The organism is Haladaptatus sp. ZSTT2 (assembly GCF_037081775.1).
Classification (GTDB): Archaea; Halobacteriota; Halobacteria; order Halobacteriales; family Halococcaceae; genus QDMS2.
The window spans coordinates 1105716-1125551 of the sequence record NZ_JBAMHQ010000001.1 but is presented as its reverse complement, the minus strand read 5'-3'; the positions used below and the strand labels follow the sequence as shown (position 1 = coordinate 1125551).

The following is a 19836-nucleotide window of genomic DNA, read 5'->3' as shown; positions in this document are numbered from 1 at the left end:
GGCGCGGGGAAAACAGTATCCCACAGACAGAAAACTCATTTTCAGGTGTAAACGAATTAACATTCTTGACTCCGCTCTCCCGCCGCCGGCTCTTGAAAGCCGGGGCGCTCACCCTCTCGACTGGCCTTGCAGGCTGTGCCGCCCGCGACACTGGTGACGACGACGCGGCAACGACCGTGACGCCAGCTCCCATTCCAACGGACGAACCCACCGAGACGCAACCGACGATGCCGCAAACGACGACACAAACGCAGACGCCGGAGCCTGTCTGGCTCCACATGTCGGCCACACCACGGTCTGACTCTCGTATTCTCGAATCGCTGTTTTGGCGGGTGGGTGCCTTCGACAGCAGGACACAGGCGCTGGTCACAGAGGTGCTCGAAAGCGAGACGCTCGAAGTCACGTCCACGGAGCGGTCGAGTCTCGGCCGAGTCACGTTCGTCGAAACTGACGAGACGTACTACCGCATCGACCGCGAGGAACTCGGTGACCCAAAGCCACTCGAATACGAGATTACCTTCACTGCCGTCACGACGTGTCCCGACAGCTCTGATGTAGAGCGCGAGCACGCTCGCAGCGAAGCCATCCCATTTTCCTCGCTTTCGACAATAGACCAGTCAGTTACGTCAGAATTTGATTCGATATTCGATGAAGTACGCTGTGGCTCGATGATCTTCTGGTACGAATTCGACTCGCATCAGGCAGTACGCGACTCTGTGTACACGCAATCAGGTTCGTTTCACGTCGAGTACAAAGACGAGGTATGGCGCGTCTCAAGCAAGGTGGCGAGGTACGCCACGAAATACCCACACTACCGGTATTCGGTTACGAAGAAATCATCGTCGCGCTCGGAGTTTTCTCTTCCCGAAGAGTTCGTCTCCCACATCGACACCGACTCGTTATTAAAAGAAGAACAAGTCCACCTGGCAACACTGCTCGAAGACGGCCATCTCAAAATTCAGGATACCAACGAGGCGACGCTTATCACCAGGCACCTGCTCAATAGACTCACCGAGGCGGGCCAACGCGGCCCGGAGAAACACTTCTATTTCGAAGTCAACGGTGAGTACTACGCGCTTGATTACTGGTTCACGCAGGAACCGTAGAAACGAATCTGCGGTCAGATAGCCCCGTTCGAACAGAGCACCACGTCGCCGTTCGAGTAGAGGTTATCCATGCCGACGCGACAGAGGCGGTCTTGTGGAATGTTACGGATTTTCGCCACACTCACGTTGCTGCCTTCCGGATAGTTCTGGAAGAACGTCGCTTCCTCGTTCTGGGCCGCGCGATACATCACCACGTCATGGGTGACGGGGCCGGTATCGTTCACGACGGCCGCGTCGGCCATGTAGGTATCAGACCGGAAGAACACCGTCTGGTACGGATGGTCCGTGTAGATCACCTCATTGGGTCGAATCTCCTCTGAGTCCGGACGGCCGGTCATCGCCCCAACCGTGTAGACGGCATCGAGTTCCTGTTCGGTGTAGCTGAGTCGGGCACGGTCTTGGTCGAAGACCGGGTTGTCAATCGCCCCGTGGCTCGACATAACCATCATCCCCGGGAAGATGAGGACGAAGATGAGCATGACGGCGACCACGACCTTTGGATAGAGGTTAAAGGACATGTGCCGGACGCCGATTGCGCCCATAATCGCGAGCGGCGCGTAGAGGAACGCGAACCAGCGCTGTGGGATGAAGTTACGAATCCCGAACATCGGCAGGCCGAGCACGAACACGAGCATGATGACGCTCGCGATGAGCAGGGTGAACACCGAGTGGCGAGAGCGCTCCCGGCGGAGGATGTAGAGACACCCGACGATTGCGATAAACAGCAAGAGGAGGAAGCCAATCGTGTCCACATAGAGCGCGATTTGTTCGACGAGCGTCGGGCCGGACCCTGCGCCGGCAGAGCTTCCCGCCCCACTCCCACTTGCGAGATTCAGGAATCCGGCGGTGTCTGCGAGGGTTCTCGTCAGGTAGTTCAACACCGTCTCAAGGAACGAATTCCCGCGATACGGGGTGAACGACCACATGAACGTGATGAAGCCAGCGTCGAACACGAGGAGGCCAGAGAGGTTCACCGCGGGAGTGAAGCTCACGGCATCGGGGCGGACGGCGTCGGGCTTGAACAGGTCAAGGCGCAGAATGATTTGGGCGACCACCGCAGAGCCAACGACCACCATCATGATGAACGACGACACCTGGTGGGTGAGGATGAGCGCGATGCTGAAGAACAACAGCAACACGAGGTCCTTGAGTTCGTGTTCGGTCTGCATCACCCGCACCATCGCGTAGAGCACGGCGAGGAACATCAGGAGACCGTGGCTCGTCGGAATGAGGTGAATCCCCCATTCGAGCACGTAGTCACCGACGCCGTAGATGGCGGCGGCGAACAGCGCCCACCGGGTGGCGACGAGCAGGCGCGTCGTCGAGTAGATGAGCAACACCGCAAACGGCATCGCCAGTCCGAGTGAGAGGTAGAGCGCGTCGCGTAGCGACACCTCAAGCAGGATGGCGACGCCGACTACGAGCAGGTGGAAAAACGGCGCAGCGTAGTGTTTGTCACCGGAAATCGCCGACAGACTGCGCTGTTCGTAAATCGGCCGCGCGAGCTGCTCCATGTGCGTCCAGATGTCGATGCCGATGTAGCCCGGCGAGGTGAACAGCGCCGAGAGCCGGAGGACGACGGCGAACGCAACGATTTGGGCGAGCACCCACCGTGGCCGAATGTCTTCGTCCGGCGCGAACAGTATCTGAAACAGGATGAGCACGCCGATGATGCTCGACACGTCGAAGAACACCGAGACGCGTCCGCCGCCGAGCGAGGCAATCATGATGAGTCCCGCGATGCCGGTGAAGACAATACTCGGGAGGATGCGTGACAGGCCAACCGGTAACGTCGGGTGGCCCGCCGTGTCGCCGCCTTCGAAGCGCAGCGTCAGTAGGTAGAGGATACACGCCGTCCCGAGGACGAGCGGAATCGTCTTGATATAAATCTGGGAGGCGAAAAAGCGCAGCGGGAACAGCGCAATCGCCAGCAGCAAGCCGAGGATGGCGGCGTCCCTGTCGAAGTGGCGGTAGGCCAACATTCGCTTGAGTCTACCCATGGCACACCTCCGCCATCGGGCAGGTCACGTCGTGATACACCGAGAGCAGTCGGTCGGTCATCTCGTCGATGCTGAGACAGTCGATGGTGTCGCGGCCATCAGAGCGCGTCTCAGCGCCTGAAACCGCCTCTATGCCAGCGGTGAGTTCGTCGTCAGTTCGGCCGACAACGCTGTTCGCCACCGGTTCGAGCACGTCGCGGGCGAATCCCACGTCGGTCGAGACCACGGGCACGTTACACGCCGCGGCTTCTTTCACGACCATCGGCCCGCTCTCGCGTTTCGAGGTGACGAGCACGAGGTCGCTTGCGTTGAAATAGTACGGCATCTCGTCGTAGTCAACTCCTGAAATCGGTTTGAGGGTGATGTCACCGTTCGCGGCGTCGACCACGCGCTTCGCTCGCGGGTAGTCTTTCACGTCGCGGTCGGTGTCGTACGGAAACAGCACCACGGTTTCGTCTGCGTCCCAGCCGAGGTGCTCGCGCGCTTCGGCACGGTCGATTGGCCGGAATAGGTCAGTATCGACGCCAAAGGGAATCACGGTGTGCTCGACATCAAGGCGCTCGGAGAGCGTCTTCGAGGGAACGACCACCGCGTCGGCGTAGCGGGCACACTGCTCTGAGAGTTTCTGGAGCCACGTTGGCCCCATGAGGTCGGTGCCCCAGAACGTCATCACGACGGGGCGACGCGGCTGAGCGAGTGCGAACGGGGCGGTGAGGCCGAAGTTCGCGTGCACCACGTCCGCACCGCCGAGGGAGGCTGAGAGCACGTCGGGGACGTATTCAAGCAGTTCTCGGGGACCGCGACCCCCGTCTTCGGGACGGGGCATCGTGCGAACCGGGGCAGAAACGCCCCGGGATTCTAAGCCCGCGACTTGCTGGTCGAAAAACGGGCGCGGGGTCGTGACGAGTTGGAGGGCCTTCATGCGGTCACCTCCCGTAACTGCTCGCGGATGACATCGGTCGTATCGACCTTGTCTGCGAGCAGCGTCTCGCGTTTTGCCGCCCAGTCGGTGTCGCCTTCGAGGAGCGAGACGGCCGTTTCGAGCGCCTTTTCGTGGCGATTCTCGCCGTTGCAGTTGAACAGGAGGCCGTATTCCTCGTCTAATTCGTCTGTGTAGCCCATGGTGAGGGAGTTTACGTAAACGGCGGGTGTGCCGAGCACCGCACTTTCGGCGGCCATCGTCGCGCCCTCGCCGATGAACAAGTCGGCTGCGCCGAGCAGGTGGTGGATTTCGTGGGGGGCCACCGAAATCTGCTTTGCGGCCAGCGAGTCCGGGAAGTCGCCCTCTGCGGTGATGACGACCTCTGCGCCCGTGGCTTCGAGCCGCGAGACGACTTCTTCGACGTCGTCGAAGCCACCTTTGCCCACGTCGTGAGACGCGCCCCACTCGATGAGCCGGAGGACGACCAGTTTGTCATCTGTCTCCGCAACTTCGGGCACTTTCGACTCGTCCACCTCGAAGCGGTCGGGGTGGAGGTAGGCGAGTTCGTGATAGCTCGGGTAGCGTCGCTGGTGGGGGCCAATCGTGTCGCGGTAGCAGTCGGGGGTTGCGATGCGGTGGGCGAACGGGTAGGCAAGCCCCTTGATGATGGTCGCGTGTTCCGTATCGTAGAACACGAGACTTTTCGCACCGACGAGCCGCGAGACGTGGGCCGCCGCCACCCCGCCGATTGCGGTGATGACGTCCGGCTCGATGTCGCGGGCTCGTTTGAGCAAACGCGCCTCGTAGACGGCTTGCACGCGGGCGAGCTGGGAGAGGCCGCTGCCTGTTCCGGCGAGCACCTCGTGCTCAATGTCGAAACGGTCGAGCAAGTCGAGGGCCATCTCCTTGTCGCGGGCAAACACGTGGACTTCGTGGCCTTCGTCCTCCAACTCCGCGATTGCGTGGCGGAAGAAGTGGACGTGGGCCGGGTGTTGGATGGTGACCATCACCCGCATCAGGCGGGCACCTCCAGGTGCTCGTTTGCGGCGTGGTCGAAGCTAATCGCAAGCAGGATGAACAGCGTTGCGAACACCCCCGTCACGATGGTCGTGGCAAACGCCACGAGCGCAGACCCTGCGGTGAACAGGGTCACGAGGGTGGCGAGCAGGAAGATACCCGTGAGGCCGAGGGTTCCGAGACCCGCGAGGTAAAACAGCGCAAGCGGGTGGAATCCTGTCACGAGGTACTTCTTTTTGAGCCGGGAGAGGAAGTTCCGGAACAACATGCCAGATACCTTTGGGATGTAGCTGGTGTAGTCGATGGAACTCTCCTCGTCGCCGTACTCTGCGGGCATCGCCACGTCAGCGACCCGCATGTCGTGGATGTTGAGTCGCACCAGAAGCTCGTTGCAGTAGCCGTAGTATTCGTAGAGGCTCGGAATGTCAACGGCTTCTAACGCGTCGTGGCTGATGGCGGTGTAGCCGTTCTGTGAATCGGCGATTTGCCAGTAGCCACTCGCAATTTTCGTCAGAAACGAGAGCATCACGTTTCCAACTAGCCGGAAGCGAGGCATCGCGTCCAGAAACGCGGGCTCTGCGAGCCGGTTTCCTTTCGTATAGTCTGCCTCTCCGGCAACGATGGGATCGAGAAGGTCGGTGAGTCGGTCGGGGTCCATCTGGCCGTCGGCGTCCAACGTGGAGGTCACGTCAACGCCGTCTTCCAGTGCGCGGCGGTAGCCCGTCTTGAGGGCGCCACCGGCTCCCCGATTGATCTCGTGTTGTATCGGGACGACACGACGGTCGAACGCGAGGCCGCCGTCCGCGACGCGCGCCGTATCTGCTTCGGCGCGGTTCAGGCGGGCTGCTGCCTCACGAATCTCCGTCCAGGTTCCGTCGCTGGAGGCGTCATCGACAGCGTAGATGCGGTCAACGTACGCTGGAATCTCGTCGATGACGTCACCGACGAAGCCTTCCTCATTGTACGCTGGCACGACAACGCCGACCGTGTGCCCCCGATACATGCTCAGACCCTCCGGAAGGTGAACTCCTTGTCAGCCGCATCCGCTGGGTCGAAGAAGTTGTCCACGTCCACGACCACGGGGGTGCCGGTCATCTGGCCGACCATGTCACCGAGGTCGATGTCCTTGAACGCCGTGTGACCGGTCGTGAGGAGGACACCGTCGATGTCGGTGAAGTCGAGTTCGTCCTGGATGTCGATGCCGAAGGCGTCGCGCATCGCCGCCGAGTCTGCGTGTGGGTCGAATCCGACGATGTCGATTTGGTACTCGTCTAAGGCACCGATAATTTCCGTGACCTTCGAGGTGCGGATGTCCGCGACGTCCGGCTTATAGGAGAGGCCGAGGATGAGGATGCGGCTGTCTTTGAGGACTTTGCCGCTCTCGTTTAACGCCTTGATGGTCTGGTTTGCGACGTGAGCGGGCATGCGCTCGTTGACCTCGCGGCCCGTGAGCGTCAGGTCGGGCGAGACGCCCTCCTGTTCTGCGCGGTAGGCGAGGAAGAACGGGTCAACGGGGATGCAGTGGCCGCCGACGAGGCCGGGGCGGTAGTCGTGGAAGTTCCACTTCGTCCCGGCGGCTTCGAGCACCGCGTGGGTGTCGATGCCGATCTTGTCGAAGATCATCGCCAGCTCGTTTACGAGTGCGATGTTGATGTCACGCTGGACGTTCTCGACGGCTTTTGCGGCCTCTGCGGTCTCGATGGACGGGGCCTTGTGGATGCCTGCGTCCACGACGGTGCCGTAGAGGTCTGCGAGGTCGTCACAGACGGCGTCGTTCTGGCCGGAGACGATTTTCACGACCTGCGCGAGGCCGTGTTCTTCGTCGCCGGGGGTTGCGCGCTCTGGGGAGTAGCCGACGAAGAAGTCCTCGCCGTTTCGCAGGCCGGACTCGTCTTCGAGGGCGGGAATCACGACGTCGCGGGTCGCACCGGGGTAGACGGTCGATTCGAGCACGACGGTCGTGCCGGTGGACATGTGCTTGCCAACGGTGCGCGCGGCGCTCTCGACGAAGTCCAAATTCGGATTTTTCAGGTCGTCGATTGGCGTTGGCACGGCAATCGTGACGTATTCGGCTTCGTTGATGGCCGTTGGGTCGGTCGTGAACGCGACTTCGCTCGCTGCGATGGCGGCGTCACCGAGGTCACCGGTGGTGTCCGTCCCGCCGTTCAGGGTTTCGACTTTCTGCTCGCTGATGTCGAAGCCGATGACGGAGTGGCCCGCGCGGTCGAACGCGACGGCGAGCGGGAGGCCAACGTAGCCAAGACCGACGACGGCGATGGTCGCTCCCTCTGTGACGTCCGCACTTTGGGTTGCGGCCGACTGTTGAATCTCGAGGTCGTCAATTGTGGAGTTCATGCTGCGGCCTCCGTGGTTGGCTCTTCGGACGAGCTGAGGCGTTTCATCGCGAGTACGATTCCGACCACACCGACAATGGCCAGGAGTTTTTGTTTTGCTTTCATGGTTCTCGATCTCCCGTGCCGGGTTGTCCCCAGCAATCGGGCTCTGTACTTCGCTCAACTGGCTAACCTCCTTATTATACGGCAGCTAAGTCGCTGACCGTGTGAGAGGATGCCGCGGCTTTGCCCCTCCGTAAGCCATCCCTGCGCACGATAAATGCAATATTTGCCGGTTAAAAACAGGCAATGTCGAATTCTGGGGTTTTGAACGCTTAACAACGGTTTTACAACCGAATTAAACGCTTGAAACACGACGTAACCTACTGCAAACACCGACCCCCTTTATCTTGGAACCGCTGATAGAGTGGAGTAACCATGAGCACCCAACCCCAGAACTCTGACGCCGCTCTCTCTCCGGAATTCGGCGGCGACCCCACAGAGACCGTTGCTCCCCTCTCGAAAGACAACACGTTCCACCTCCTCCAGAACGAACGTCGACGGATGGCCCTTGCGTACCTGAACGAGCAGACGGGCACCGTCGAGATGCGAGACGTGGCAGAGCAGGTCGCAGCATGGGAAAACGACACCACGGTCGAACAACTCCACTCTGACGAGCGCCAGCGCGTCTACATCGCCCTCTACCAGACCCACCTCCCAAAGCTCGACGACGACGGCGTCATCAACTACAACCAGAGTCGCGGCCTCATCGAGACGACGCCCCACGTCGCAGACCTCTGTGAGTACATTGACATCCCCCAGCTCGCAGCCGAAGCCGAGGCAGACACCGCCCCGGTCGAAACGACGTCGTCCGCCGCACCGTTCGGTGACTACGAGTTCGAGTGGAGTGATTACTACCTCGGCCTCTCAGGGCTGAGCACGCTCACGCTGCTCGCCTCCTCTGCAGGCCTCATTCCGGCTTCGATTATTCCTCAGTTTGCGATAGTTGTCCTCGTCGTTGCCGCGTTCGCCCTGAGTGCGGCGGGGCAGGCGGTTATGGCCCGAATCGCGTAACTGCTCTCTGTTTTCGCGCCGACTTTCTTCGTTTTCATATCTACTAATCATTACATTCGTGTTTCCTTATATTTTCCAAAAGACTAATACGAGAAACAGACCATCTGTAATCTGTGACGGTTGGGGCTTCCAGACGAAATATATTAACCTCTCACCACCTTTGAACCAGTAATAAACGGTTCCGCCGTGGGGACGGTACATTTAGGGGCCAAAAATCACCGTTGCGTGGACGAGATTACAAACACAATGAACCACTATTCACGGCACTCTGGAACGGGTCTGACGTTCGCCAAGAGCGCCGGGTTTTCGTTGGTGACGCCGCGTCGAGACGGCCTGCGGGCAGGCTGTTTCGCTGGAGGGCAGCCCGGGTATGAAAACTGAGTCAGTGCGATACGTAGTGCTGCTTTTTGTGGCCTGTGCTGTTCTGTTCTCTAGCGTTGCCGGGAGTGCGGTTGCCACGACCAACCAACAAGACGCTGCCGCTGGCATCACGGACGTAACGCACACTGGCGCGGGAATCGTCGAAACGAAAAACGGCACGACGTACGTCTGGCAAGCGGATGCACAGACGATTAACGTGACCTTTACACCGAGCCAGGACATCCAGAGCTATCGAGTCTGTCTGTCACAAGTCGAATCTACCAACGGCACGACGACCGAACTCGCCTGCAAAGACAAATCAACACAGAACGCTGCGGGAAGCGTGTCGCTGTCGGTGGCGAACCTCAATGGCCAGAAGACGGGGCCGTACGACCTGAAAATCGACCTCTACAACATCCAGTCGTTCGATCGCAAACTCATCGACAGCAAATCCATCTCGATTTACGTGATGCAGAGAGGTGGCGATGAGGACGACGACGGCCTGACCAACGAAAAAGAGGTCACGCTCGGGCTCGACTACACCGCCTCTGACACGGACCAAGACGGCCTCACTGACGGCGAGGAGGTCACGCAGTACCAGACCATCGCCAACAAAGACGATTCAGACGACGACGGTGCCCGCGACGGCATCGAACTCCAGCGCGGAACGGACCCGCTCAACCCCGACACTGACGGGGATGGTGTCACCGACGGCGAGGAGTTAGAGGTCACCGACCCGCTTGACCCAGATACTGACAATGACGGGCTGACCGACGGCGAAGAGCAGTCGCTCGGCACCGACCCGACGCGGGTTGACACCGACAGTGACGGGCTTGACGACGCCACTGAAGCCAAGACCGATTCAGACCCACTCAACGCAGACACCGACAGCGATGGACTCACCGACGGCGTGGAAGCGAAACTCGGGACGAACCTGCTCATCGCCGATACCGACGGCGACGGGCTGTCAGACCGCACCGAGGTTGACTGGGGGACGGACCCACTCAACGGCCTCACAGTCTGGTTGCTCGGAACCGGCACGCTGCTTGGCCTTGGCGGCATCGCTGGCCTCGCATGGTGGCAACGCGAAGAAGTGATTCCGGTCGGCGCGTCCAAAGACGCGTTCAGTCGGGCAGTTCCAACAGAAGCCGCAGACACCGGTTCCGACCCAGAGCCTGTGGAGGCGACCGAACCGTCCATCCCGGATGCAGACCTTGTGCCGCCGGATACGTTCATCAATCAGCTGCTCACCCAGCGTGGCGGGCAGATGAAACAGACGGACATCGTCGACGAGTCTGGCTGGTCGAAGGCAAAAGTCAGCCGCGAACTCTCGAAGATGGAAGAAAACGGCGCTATCAGCCGCTTCCGCATCGGGCGGGGCAACATCGTCACGCTCTCGGGCCACGAACCCGATGCGGCAAAATCACAGCTTGAAGACTGACTGTTTTTGGAGACTGTTTGCGGTCTGAATACCATCGTTGTTCATGTATAGCCTCTTTCACGCCCGCGAGTGGTAAGCTTAGATGATAAATAAACGGCCGCTTAGCCGGTGTATAGTAAGGGAGGCATAGTCGGAAGGGTAGTTCAAGGGTCGCCCACTGGCCCCACCCAACCATGCAAATGAACTCATCCAATTCATCCATGAATCGACAGCCAACCTCCGCCACGACTGCGGTCGATGTCTCACCGCAGCTTCTGACAGCCCAGTCGAGACAGCCACGTGTCCGAGCCCATGATGGGAGGGTCGGATAATGTGTGGCATTATTGCCCGCATCGGCAGCGACGATGCATTCGACGACATCCTGACCGGCCTCGAAAACTTAGAGTATCGCGGGTACGATTCGGCCGGGATTGCCATCCAGAACGGCACGGGCATCAAAATCCGCAAAGAAGCTGGTGAGATTTCGGAACTGAAGAACCTCATCGGGAACAACGCCCCGAACGGCAACGTCGGCATTGGCCACACCCGCTGGTCGACTCACGGCGAGCCAACCCAAGACAACGCCCACCCCCACGAAGACTGCACGGGCGACATCGCCGTTGTCCACAACGGCATCATCGAGAACTACGAAGCCCTGCGTAACGAGCTGAAGGCGAAGGGGCACACGTTCACGAGCCAGACGGACACGGAAGTCATCCCGCACCTCATCGAGGAGTTCAAAGCAGACGGTCTCACGACGGACGAAGCGTTCCGCCAGACCATCCGGAAACTCGAAGGCAGCTACGCCATCGCCATGCTCCCCGAGGGCGAAAAGAAGATTTACACCGCCCGACAGGGTTCGCCGCTCGTCGTCGGCCTCAACGACGGCGAGTACTACATCGCGAGCGACGTTCCGGCGTTCCTCGACTTCACGGACAAGGTCATGTTCGTCGAAGAGGGCGACGTGGTCATCGTAAACGAAGCCGGCGTCGAAGTAACCGACCTCGCAGGCAACCCGATCGAGCGCGACGTAGAAGAGGTCGACTGGGACGCAGAGGACGCAGAGAAAGATGGCTACGACCACTACATGCAAAAGGAGATTTTCACGCAGCCTGAGGCCCTCTCGAAGACCATCAAAGGCCGCGTGGACGTCGAAAACGAGCAGGTCACGCTCGAAGACTTCCCCGCAGGCGCGTTCTCGGACGTAGACCACATCCAGTTCGTCGCGTGTGGCACGTCGTATCACGCTGCGATGTACGGTGCACACCAGCTCTCAGAGGGCGGCGTCCACGCCCAGCCGTTCCTCGGCAGCGAGTACAACGGGCAGTCAGAACTCCTCACGGAGGACTCGCTCGTCATCGCCGTCACCCAGAGTGGTGAGACGGCAGACACGATGAGCGCGCTGCGCCTCGCCAAAGAGCGCGGTGCCCGCACGCTCGCGGTGACGAACGTCGTCGGCTCGTCGGCCGCCCGCGAGGCAGACGACGCGCTGTTCATCCGCGCTGGCCCCGAGATTGGGGTCGCCGCGACCAAGACGTTCTCCTCGCAGGCCGTCACGCTCACACTCCTCGCAGAGCGCATCCTCGAAGACGTAGACGGCGGCGAGCCAACCGCAGACCGCAAGGAGCTGCTTCGCGGCATCGAAGAACTCCCACGTCACCTCGACCAGGTGTTAGAGACCACCCGCGCAGAACAGCTCATGGCGGACTACGTCGACGACGAGTCGTTCTTCTTCATCGGCCGTGGCCTTGGTCACCCGACGGCGTTAGAAGGCGCGCTCAAGTTCAAGGAGATCACCTACGAGCACGCAGAGGGCTTCGCCGCAGGCGAACTCAAACACGGCCCGCTCGCGCTCGTCACAGACAAAACGCCTGTGTTCGCCATCCTTACCGGTGAGAAAGACGAGAAGACGATTCAGAACGCAGAAGAGGCAGCCGCCCGAGGCGCGCCGGTCATCACCGTCGGAAAGGAGCCAAGCGCCGAAATCGAGGTCGCAGACGCCCACCTCGCCGTACCTGACACCCATCCGAAACTCTCGGCGCTCCTCTCTAACGTCCATCTCCAACTGCTGTCCTACCACATGGCCGCAACGTTAGACCGGTCTATCGACAAGCCACGGAACCTAGCAAAGAGCGTCACGGTCGAGTAATCAGCAAAAGCTCTCAGGAGGGACTACAATGAAAAAAGAACTATTCGGTGTGTTCGGTGACCGGGACGACTTCACGCGCTATCGCTCGGAATACGAGTTCGACCGCGTGCTGAGTGGCGACGTCGTCACCGTCGGTGTCAGAGACATCGGCCTCGGCATCGACGGCCGGACATCCATCTACAACGGTGACGACGGCCTCTGTGTCATCTGGGGGGAAGTGTTCCCACCAAACCCGGTTACGAAGCCGCCAGCCGAGTGGCTGTTCGAGCGGTACAAGGAAGACGGCGACGAGGCCTTCGGCGAGAACAACGGCTCGTCGGTCATTCTCATCGAACACGACGGCGAGGCGAAAATCGCCGTTGACACCATTCGCTCGTGGGAAGTGTTCTACACGGACGCCCCCGGCAAGCGCGTGTTCGGCACCGACGCCTCGCAGGTCGCCCGCCCCATCCAGACGCCCGAAGTCACCCAGAAATCCCTCTATGAGTTCCTCCACCTCGGCTTCGTCTTAGACGGTCGCACCGTCTTCGACCAGCTCCGGCGGGTGCCCTTCGATGGCTACCTCACCGAGACGGGCACCGACACCCTGCGTCGATTCGTCTACGAGCCAGAGGAGTTCGACTACGCAGAGGAACTCGCCCGCCGCCTCCAGCGCGCGATTCGGCGGCGCTCGCACCTGCCCGGCCGCAAGGGCCTCCTGTTGAGTGCGGGCTACGACTCGCGGTGTATCCTCTCGCAACTGCCCGAAATCGACGAGACGTTCACCATCGGTACGACGGGGACGCCCGAAGTCGAGGTGGCAAAACGCCTCGCAGACCAGTACGACGCGTCTCACTCGGTGCTCGAAACCGACGACAAGTACCTGAACACCGGCGACGAGGTCATCAAGCACACCAACGGCGTCAAAGAGTCGCTCCACATCCACCACGGCGGCTACGACGACGAGATGCAGGTCGATACGCTGTTCCACGGCCTGTTGTTCGACACCCTCCTGCGCGGGCACTTCCTGCCCCGCGACGGTATCGAAATCCTCGGGAAAACCGTCCCACGCGAGCGCCTCGACCCCGACCCAGACCCCATCGAGCACCTCGCCACGACGCTCGGGATGTTCAGCAGCAACGAGAGCTTAGACCTCACAAGCGCGTCGGTGGACGCAAACGATGCTTCGACGTTCATCCGCGAGCAGATTCGCTCCGAGTTCGGCCGCTTTACCGACCGCTGTGAGTCGGTGTACGACGCCATCGAACTGTTCACCGTCCGCGCGATGCCGACTCAGGCGTTCCACACGCACCTCGCGTCGAACTATCTGGACGCCTTCATCGCCGCCGACAAGGAACTCATCGAGTGGCACTTGAAGACGCCGCCGGAACACCGCAACGAGCAGACCTACCTGAAGGCGCTGCGAAAGCTTGACCCGGACATGCTGAACCACCGGCCACCAGACCGCCCACACGACTCCTCGCAGTTGAACGAAGTCGAGACGTTCCTCCGGCGGGTCGTCCCCGGTCTCGAAGCCGCAGGCAACCCGTGGCCAGACCGCCGCGTCGTCTACGACCGGTACAACTTAGACCAGAAGCTGTTCCCCGGCTACACGTCGGTGCACTCGCTGCCCGTACGGATGAAACTCCGCATCAACGACATCAGCCGGTGGATGCGGCTTTCGACCAGTGAATCCCAGATGACCCCAGAAGAGGTCATCGCCCCGCCGCGCGTCTGATTTTCGGTCAGTTCCTTCGCTCGTCTCGCATTGTGTTCGGCATCGTCAGAGCGATTCGCTCGAGTGGCGTGTCCGTGTCTTTCTGTGTCTCTCTGCCTCACTCCGGCGTCTGCGTGCTCTCCCCATCCGTCGCTATTCGTTCAACTCTGACGCGGAGGATGCGGTTGTTTTCGACTGCCCCAACCGTCACTCGGAGGCCGTCGTAGGTGAGTATCTCACCCGATTCTGCGGGTCTACCCAGCTCGTTGTAGATGAACGCCGCAATCGTCTCTAACCCGTCTTCGGTCGGAAGCTGTGCGTCGAGAGCGTGATTTACGTCTTCGATTTTCGCGTCGCCACGTGCCGTGACCGACCCGCGGTGAAGGGTGGCGATTGCTTGCTCTTCGTCTGCGTCGAAGATTTCACCGACGATTTCTTCAACGATATCCTCTGCGGTGAGCAAGCCCGCCGTCGTCCCGAACTCGTCGATGACGACGGCCAACTCCAGTCGCTCGTCTTGGAGGTCGGTGAGCACTTCGTCTATCTCTCGCGCCTCGAAGACGTGCAGAACGGGTCTGACGAAGGTCGAAAGCGGCGTTCCCTCGTCTTGGTTTCCGACCACGTCGCGGAGGTCAACGTAGCCGGTGATGTGGTCGATGGTGTCCGCGTACACGGGCACGCGCGTCACCCGCTCGGTCGCACAGAGCGAAACGACGTCCGCACACGAGGTGTCGAGCGGGACGCTCAAGACCTCGACACGCGGCACCATCACCTCGCGGGCCGTGATGCTCGAAAACCGGAAAATTCGCTGAATCATCTGTTGTTCATCGCTGTCGAGAACGCCCGCACGACCGGCAGACCGGACGAGTGCAGTGATTTCTTCTCGCGTCACTGCGGGCGATTCGTACTCCGTACTCCCGCCGACGAGGGTGGCGATAGCGCTCGTAAGCATTTCGAGGCTGACGACGACGGGGTAGAGCAGTTTTTGCAGTGTGGCAAGCGGACGAGACACCCGGAGCGACCACGATTCGGCGTTCGTGATGGCGTAGGACTTCGGCGTAATCTCCCCGAACACGAGGACGACGAAGCTCACGAGGATGGTGGAGACGGTAATCGCAGACCCCGCCGGGAGAAACGTGACCAACAGCCCCGTCGCCACGCTCGCAGTGGCGATGTTGACGACGTTGTTTCCGACGAGAATCGTCACAAGGAGCCGGTGTGGATTGTCTCGCAACTGCTTGAGTGTGCGTTTTCGGGTATCCTCGTCGCCGGGAGGCGCTCCGTCCTCGGCTTCGACCTTGTGGTCTTCGAGCGAAAAGATAGCAATCTCCGCAGACGAAAAGAATGCGCTTGCAAGCACCAACACAACAATTGCGAAGAGGCCTGCGAGTGTGAGCGCAGTAATGACGACCATAGTTCGGGTTCGTCCGGAGCAGGTAAAAACACAGTTCACCTACTTGTTTTCTATCTGACTCGATGCGCAGTCGATTTCACGTCGAGTTCTCCGACTGTGCGTCCACTGCATCGGCCATGCGCTCGCTGTAGTCCCACGAATAGAGTTTTTCCGGGACGATTTCGATGCGCACCTCCTCGCGGGCTGCGCTGAGTAACTTCCGGGCGAGTGACGACTCGGTGCCGCCGAGATACCGCACTAAGAGGTCGGTGAGCAGTGATTTTTCTGTATCCGGCGTAATCGTCGCCACGCCCCGGCCGCGCACGCCGCGATAGGGTGGGTCGTTCGTGGACACCTCGAAGGCGACCTCGGGCGACGAGTTGAGGTAGCGAACCACGTCTGCGTCTTTCCCGGTCGCACACCAGAAGATCCCTTCCTCATACTGAAACCACAGCGAGAGCATCCACAGTGTGCCGCCGGGCGTGGTACACGCGAGCCGGACGGGCACGACCGTCTCAGCGAGGAAGGCCGCAATCTCAGCTTCCGACCACGCCCCCGAAATCGTGGTCACCTGACGACCACCACGGGTGTTGGCGACCGCCGGGTGACTGTCTCTGCGACGCTGCCGAGGAGGATGCGCGACACGCCCGTGCGCCCGTGGCTGCCCATCACCACGAGGTCGAAGTCGTGGGTTTCGACGTAGTCGAGAATCGCTCGCGTCGTCTGGCCGACCATCGAATCCGTCTCGATGTCGTGGTCGTACTCCGCGGCAACCGCCTGCACCTGCTCGAACAGCGCCTGCTCCTCCTCGCGGGCGTGCTCCAGCCACTCCTCCCACGTCCCGGGTGCTTCACCCCAGCCGCCGGGATAGCTGTCGCTCCCGCGGAAATCGAGGACGTGAAACGCGGTGATTGCGGCGTCGGGATACTCCTCTACCGCGTGTCGAAGCGCCCGTTCGGCCATGGGCGAGCCGTCCGTCGGGACGAGAATTGAGTTGATTGCCATACGTCATGTACGACGCCGACCACTATAGCCGTCGCCCAGGCTATCGGCGCTTTACCGGGCGGGGCATCTCGCGGAGCAACACGAACAACAACCCGAGGCTCACGAGGCCCACGAGGAAAAATTCGATTCCGGGGAGGGTGCCCTGCCGTAGCCACACGACCGCATCTTCCCAGATGAACGCCACAGAGAGGACGAGAAGCAGTGCCCAGACCACCCAGCCAAACGTTCCTGAAGCCATACGTGAGTGTAAGTTGGGTTGGTATTCGTACGTTTTGGTCAGACGTAGTCCTCGCGGGGCGGCGAAAACACGTCGATGACGATACCCGATTCGAGCACCTCGTAGGTGTGCTCGACGTTGCCGGGAATCGAGTAGCTGTCACCGGCTTCGAGTACCTCGTCGTACTCACCGAACGTGAGGCGGTACTTTCCAGAAACGACGTAGCCGCTCTGCTCGCTCTCGTGGCTGTGGGTCGGTACGTCCGTCCCCTTCTCGAAGTGCATCTTCGTGACCATCGAGTTCTCGCCAACCGCGAGCACCTCGAAGTTGGTTCCCCGGAACGATTCGGCTCTCGCGTCTTCGGCTTTGACGATTGTCATGTGTCCTAGAAAACTACGGCTGGAGGTGCGATAAAGCGGGCTTGAGACGACCTTGCACACACAAGCCAAATAGGGATGGCGCTGGCGACACTTGACGGCCTATGTCGTATCAAACGACGATTGGCTGGTCGCTCATCTCTTCGGGCATTGTGACGCTCCTTCTCGTGGTACTTCCGGGTGACTCGCTCTGGTGGGGAATAGGGTTGTTACTGGTGGGACTTGCGGTGTTTTTCTCGCGGAGATAGGTGTTCAGAATAGACGGGATTGTCGCACTCTGTCGTCCGATTTGACGACGTCTTCACTCACCGAAGTTGTAGTATCCGAAAGTTAGGTGGCTGGGGAGTTTGCGGCCCAACCACCATGGCGACGAATGTCGCCCGTAGTGGGCCAACGCGGATTTGAACCGCGGACCTCCCGGTTATCAGCCGAGCGCTCAACCTGACTGAGCTATTGGCCCAGGTTGGCGCATTTTATCGTTGCGCGGTGTTGTGTTTAAGCGTTTCTTTTCTCCAGCCCTATGGGGCGTCGTGACTTCCCGAGGAACGCCGGTCATCGTCGTCCTCGCGCTCGACGGTGAACCCATCTACGTCCACGGTGTCGTCGTCGGACCCGTCGAAGTCGTCTTCGTTCGGGAAGCCAGCGGTGTAGACGTTCCCGGTGACGAAGCCGTCCATGCGCTTGTCGAGGTACGGCGTCACGAACCAGCGTTTGACGGCCATCCGAATCGGGATGCGCGTAATCGGGATGATGAAGATGAAGCCCACGAGGTCGGTGACGATGCCGGGGGTGAGCAACAGCGCGCCCGCGACGAGCAGGAGGCCGCCGTCTAACAGCTCGTTTGTCGGCGGTTCGCCGCGTTCGAGCTTGGTGGTTATCTTTCTGAGCGTGTGGCGGCCCTCGGCGCGCACAAGGAGCATCCCGATGAGCGCGGTGAGGACGACCAGCGCGACGGTTGCGACGCCACCGATTTCTCCGGCGAGAACCACCAGTAGCATCGCGTCGAGCACGGGAATCAGCAGCAAGACGGCTGCAATCCGCAGCAACATGGGTTGGCATAACGGTGGCAGCGTGAAATACTTGCGGATGAGAACCCCTTTGCCCAACCCTTCCCAAGGCCCGCGCATGGACGACCCTGCAGTCGAGACGCTGGTCGAGTGGCGCGAGTGGGGCGACGCGGCCTTCACAGAGGCCAAGGAGGAGAAAAAGCCCCTCCTGCTCGCGCTCTCTGCGACGTGGTGTGACTGGTGTCACGAGATGGACGCAGAGACCTACGCAGAGCCGCGCATCGCCGCCCACCTGAACGACGGCTTCGTGCCGATGCGCGTGGACGTAGACCGCCACCCGCGTATCCGCGACCGCTACAACATGGGCGGCTTTCCCTCGACCGTGTTCCTCACCCCGGAGGGCAAACTCATCTCTGGAGCCGGATTCCTCGCCCAAGGCGGCATGCGCCAAGTGCTCGACAGCGTTCGCCGCGCGTGGGACAGCAAGGGCACCTCGGCCGGTCGCGTCCCGCGGGCGCTACAGGACGCAGACACGCCGCAGGCACCGCTTTCGCCGACCATCGAAGGCGAACTGTTCGCCCAACTCGCGGGCGAGTTCGACACCGAACACGGCGGCTGGGGCGACGCGCCCAAATTCCCGCTCGCGCGCACCATCGAGTTCGCGTTAAAGCGCGAACAACAGCAGGCCATCCGCACCTTAGACGCCATCCAGTCGCACCTCTACGACGATTTCGATGGCGGCTTCTTCCGCTTTGCAGAGGACGTAGACTGGAGCAACCCACACCGCGAGAAAGTCCTCGACGTGAACGCTGCGCTCGTGCGCACTTTCGCCACTGCCTACCGCTATACCGGCCACGAGGAGTACAAGGAGACGGCCGAAACCTCGGCTGAGTTCCTCACGACGACGCTCTGGAACGGCGAGGCGTTTGCGGGGAGCCAGCGCCCGGACGACGAGTACTACGGCCTGCCACTCGAAGACCGCGCGAACGCCGACGAGCCACAGGTTGACGAGACCGCGTTCGCCGACTGGAACGGCCTCGCCATCGACGCCCTGCTCACGCTCTACGCCGCGACGGGCCACGAGCAGTCGAAGGCGTTTGCCGAGCGCGCGCTTCGCTACCTCTCTGACACCCTCATCGCAGACGACGGCGCAGTCGCTCATTTCGACGGCGAGGAAAGCGAGAGTGGCCTGCTCGCAGACCAGGCGCGTGTCCTCGACGCACTCACCACAGCGATGCAGGTGCTCGGCGAGTACGAATCGCTCGCCCGCACCGTCGCCGACTACACCATCGAACACCGCCGCGACGGTACCTCGTTCCTCGATGGGCCGACGGACGGACTTGGCTTGCTCTCGCTGCCGCTTCGCCCGCTCGACGCGAACGCCGAGTTCGCAGACGCGCTGCTCGACCTCGCACTCCTCACCGACAACGACACCTACCGAACCGTCGCTCGGGAAGCCATCGAATCGTTCGCGGGGGCGGCAGACCGCATGAACGTGCAGGTCGCGGGCTACGCGACGACGGCTGCTCGGCTCACCGACGCACCGCTCACCGTCTCCGTCGGCGCAGTTGGTTCGCCACTGCACCTCGCCGCACTCCAACTCCCCGACCACGAAAAAATCGTTATCCCCGAGAGTGATGTTGCACCGGGGACGGCGCGTGTGACCATCGACGGCGAGAGCCACACCGTCGAAACCCCCGATGAGTTGCTAGCCACCGTGACGGCTACTGATCAGACTGACGAAGAGTAAACTGCCCCTT

17 protein-coding genes and 1 tRNA gene are annotated in these 19836 nt (G+C 61.0%); 6 read left to right on the top strand and 12 right to left on the bottom strand.

Translation table 11 applies throughout. From position 1 onward, the window contains the following. Positions 1-65: 65 nt before the first annotated feature. Entirely contained in the window at positions 66-1106 is a 1041-nt protein-coding gene (locus tag V5N13_RS06230) for a hypothetical protein (protein WP_336360054.1), read from the top strand. 14 nt (positions 1107-1120) lie between these two features. On the opposite strand, the gene V5N13_RS06225 is transcribed toward V5N13_RS06230, so the two are convergent. From V5N13_RS06225 to V5N13_RS06205, 5 genes are read right to left on the bottom strand one after another with little or no spacing between them, the layout of a single operon-like run. After that, on the bottom strand, positions 1121-3106 hold the full coding sequence (locus tag V5N13_RS06225) for a DUF2206 domain-containing protein (RefSeq protein WP_336360053.1): 1986 nt from the start codon (positions 3104-3106) through the stop codon (positions 1121-1123). After that, a complete protein-coding gene (locus V5N13_RS06220; RefSeq protein WP_336360052.1) occupies positions 3099-4028 on the bottom strand; it encodes a glycosyltransferase in 930 nt (309 codons plus the stop codon). The genes V5N13_RS06225 and V5N13_RS06220 overlap by 8 nt, the downstream gene beginning before the upstream one ends. After that, entirely contained in the window at positions 4025-5044 is a 1020-nt protein-coding gene (locus V5N13_RS06215; RefSeq protein WP_336360051.1) for a DUF354 domain-containing protein, read from the bottom strand. Before V5N13_RS06215 ends, V5N13_RS06220 begins: the two co-directional genes overlap by 4 nt. Further along, on the bottom strand, positions 5044-6048 hold the full coding sequence (locus tag V5N13_RS06210) for a glycosyltransferase family 2 protein (RefSeq protein ID WP_336360050.1): 1005 nt from the start codon (positions 6046-6048) through the stop codon (positions 5044-5046). The genes V5N13_RS06215 and V5N13_RS06210 overlap by 1 nt, the downstream gene beginning before the upstream one ends. 2 nt (positions 6049-6050) lie before the next feature. Further along, positions 6051-7400 (bottom strand): nucleotide sugar dehydrogenase, encoded by a 1350-nt coding sequence (locus V5N13_RS06205; protein WP_332899988.1) that lies wholly within the window; start codon positions 7398-7400, stop codon positions 6051-6053. A 416-nt stretch (positions 7401-7816) separates the two neighbouring features. On the opposite strand from V5N13_RS06205, the gene V5N13_RS06200 reads away from it, so the two are divergent. From V5N13_RS06200 to V5N13_RS06185, 4 genes are all read left to right on the top strand, one after another. Next, the gene (locus tag V5N13_RS06200; protein ID WP_336360049.1) at positions 7817-8452 is read left to right on the top strand and encodes a DUF7344 domain-containing protein; all 636 of its coding nucleotides are present in this window, start codon (positions 7817-7819) and stop codon (positions 8450-8452) included. 397 nt (positions 8453-8849) lie between these two features. Continuing rightward, entirely contained in the window at positions 8850-10253 is a 1404-nt protein-coding gene (locus V5N13_RS06195) for a helix-turn-helix transcriptional regulator (protein ID WP_336360048.1), read from the top strand. 310 nt (positions 10254-10563) lie between these two features. After that, the gene (gene glmS, locus V5N13_RS06190; protein WP_336360047.1) at positions 10564-12381 is read left to right on the top strand and encodes a glutamine--fructose-6-phosphate transaminase (isomerizing); all 1818 of its coding nucleotides are present in this window, start codon (positions 10564-10566) and stop codon (positions 12379-12381) included. Positions 12382-12409: 28 nt separating this feature from the next. Then, positions 12410-14098 carry an asparagine synthase-related protein gene (locus V5N13_RS06185; protein ID WP_336360046.1) on the top strand — a complete coding sequence of 563 codons (1689 nt, stop codon included), beginning with the start codon at positions 12410-12412 and terminating at the stop codon, positions 14096-14098. A 97-nt stretch (positions 14099-14195) separates the two neighbouring features. On the opposite strand, the gene V5N13_RS06180 is transcribed toward V5N13_RS06185, so the two are convergent. From V5N13_RS06180 to V5N13_RS06150, 7 genes are all read right to left on the bottom strand, one after another. Further along, on the bottom strand, positions 14196-15491 hold the full coding sequence (locus V5N13_RS06180; RefSeq protein ID WP_336360045.1) for a hemolysin family protein: 1296 nt from the start codon (positions 15489-15491) through the stop codon (positions 14196-14198). A 76-nt stretch (positions 15492-15567) separates the two neighbouring features. Next, positions 15568-16041, bottom strand: a complete 474-nt coding sequence (locus V5N13_RS06175) for a pyridoxamine 5'-phosphate oxidase family protein (RefSeq protein ID WP_336360044.1) — start codon at positions 16039-16041, stop codon at positions 15568-15570. Further along, complete coding sequence (locus V5N13_RS06170; protein WP_336360043.1) at positions 16038-16475, bottom strand: universal stress protein; 438 nt, start codon at positions 16473-16475, stop codon at positions 16038-16040. The genes V5N13_RS06175 and V5N13_RS06170 overlap by 4 nt, the downstream gene beginning before the upstream one ends. A gap of 40 nt (positions 16476-16515) precedes the next feature. Then, the gene (locus V5N13_RS06165) at positions 16516-16713 is read right to left on the bottom strand and encodes a hypothetical protein (protein WP_336360042.1); all 198 of its coding nucleotides are present in this window, start codon (positions 16711-16713) and stop codon (positions 16516-16518) included. Between the two features lie 38 nt (positions 16714-16751). Further along, a complete protein-coding gene (locus V5N13_RS06160; protein WP_336360041.1) occupies positions 16752-17072 on the bottom strand; it encodes a cupin domain-containing protein in 321 nt (106 codons plus the stop codon). A 383-nt stretch (positions 17073-17455) separates the two neighbouring features. Then, positions 17456-17529 (bottom strand) — tRNA-Ile (locus tag V5N13_RS06155). A gap of 58 nt (positions 17530-17587) precedes the next feature. Further along, the gene (locus V5N13_RS06150; RefSeq protein ID WP_332899978.1) at positions 17588-18118 is read right to left on the bottom strand and encodes an FxsA family protein; all 531 of its coding nucleotides are present in this window, start codon (positions 18116-18118) and stop codon (positions 17588-17590) included. A gap of 76 nt (positions 18119-18194) precedes the next feature. On the opposite strand from V5N13_RS06150, the gene V5N13_RS06145 reads away from it, so the two are divergent. Continuing rightward, entirely contained in the window at positions 18195-19826 is a 1632-nt protein-coding gene (locus V5N13_RS06145) for a DUF255 domain-containing protein (RefSeq protein ID WP_336360040.1), read from the top strand. The last annotated feature ends 10 nt before the right edge of the window (positions 19827-19836 follow it).

Excerpts from the sequence above, each read along its gene's own strand:
- V5N13_RS06185 (WP_336360046.1), top strand. The coding sequence starts at position 12,410 with ATGAAAAAAGAACTATTCGGTGTGTTCGGTGACCGGGACGACTTCACG.
- V5N13_RS06150 (WP_332899978.1), bottom strand. The coding sequence starts at position 18,118 with ATGTTGCTGCGGATTGCAGCCGTCTTGCTGCTGATTCCCGTGCTCGAC.
- V5N13_RS06205 (WP_332899988.1), bottom strand. The coding sequence starts at position 7,400 with ATGAACTCCACAATTGACGACCTCGAGATTCAACAGTCGGCCGCAACC.
- V5N13_RS06160 (WP_336360041.1), bottom strand. The coding sequence starts at position 17,072 with ATGACAATCGTCAAAGCCGAAGACGCGAGAGCCGAATCGTTCCGGGGA.
- V5N13_RS06225 (WP_336360053.1), bottom strand. The coding sequence starts at position 3,106 with ATGGGTAGACTCAAGCGAATGTTGGCCTACCGCCACTTCGACAGGGAC.
- V5N13_RS06210 (WP_336360050.1), bottom strand. The coding sequence starts at position 6,048 with ATGTATCGGGGGCACACGGTCGGCGTTGTCGTGCCAGCGTACAATGAG.
- V5N13_RS06145 (WP_336360040.1), top strand. The coding sequence starts at position 18,195 with ATGGACGACCCTGCAGTCGAGACGCTGGTCGAGTGGCGCGAGTGGGGC.
- V5N13_RS06180 (WP_336360045.1), bottom strand. The coding sequence starts at position 15,491 with ATGGTCGTCATTACTGCGCTCACACTCGCAGGCCTCTTCGCAATTGTT.
- V5N13_RS06215 (WP_336360051.1), bottom strand. The coding sequence starts at position 5,044 with ATGCGGGTGATGGTCACCATCCAACACCCGGCCCACGTCCACTTCTTC.
- V5N13_RS06170 (WP_336360043.1), bottom strand. The coding sequence starts at position 16,475 with ATGGCAATCAACTCAATTCTCGTCCCGACGGACGGCTCGCCCATGGCC.
- V5N13_RS06200 (WP_336360049.1), top strand. The coding sequence starts at position 7,817 with ATGAGCACCCAACCCCAGAACTCTGACGCCGCTCTCTCTCCGGAATTC.
- glmS (WP_336360047.1), top strand. The coding sequence starts at position 10,564 with ATGTGTGGCATTATTGCCCGCATCGGCAGCGACGATGCATTCGACGAC.
- V5N13_RS06165 (WP_336360042.1), bottom strand. The coding sequence starts at position 16,713 with ATGGCTTCAGGAACGTTTGGCTGGGTGGTCTGGGCACTGCTTCTCGTC.
- V5N13_RS06220 (WP_336360052.1), bottom strand. The coding sequence starts at position 4,028 with ATGAAGGCCCTCCAACTCGTCACGACCCCGCGCCCGTTTTTCGACCAG.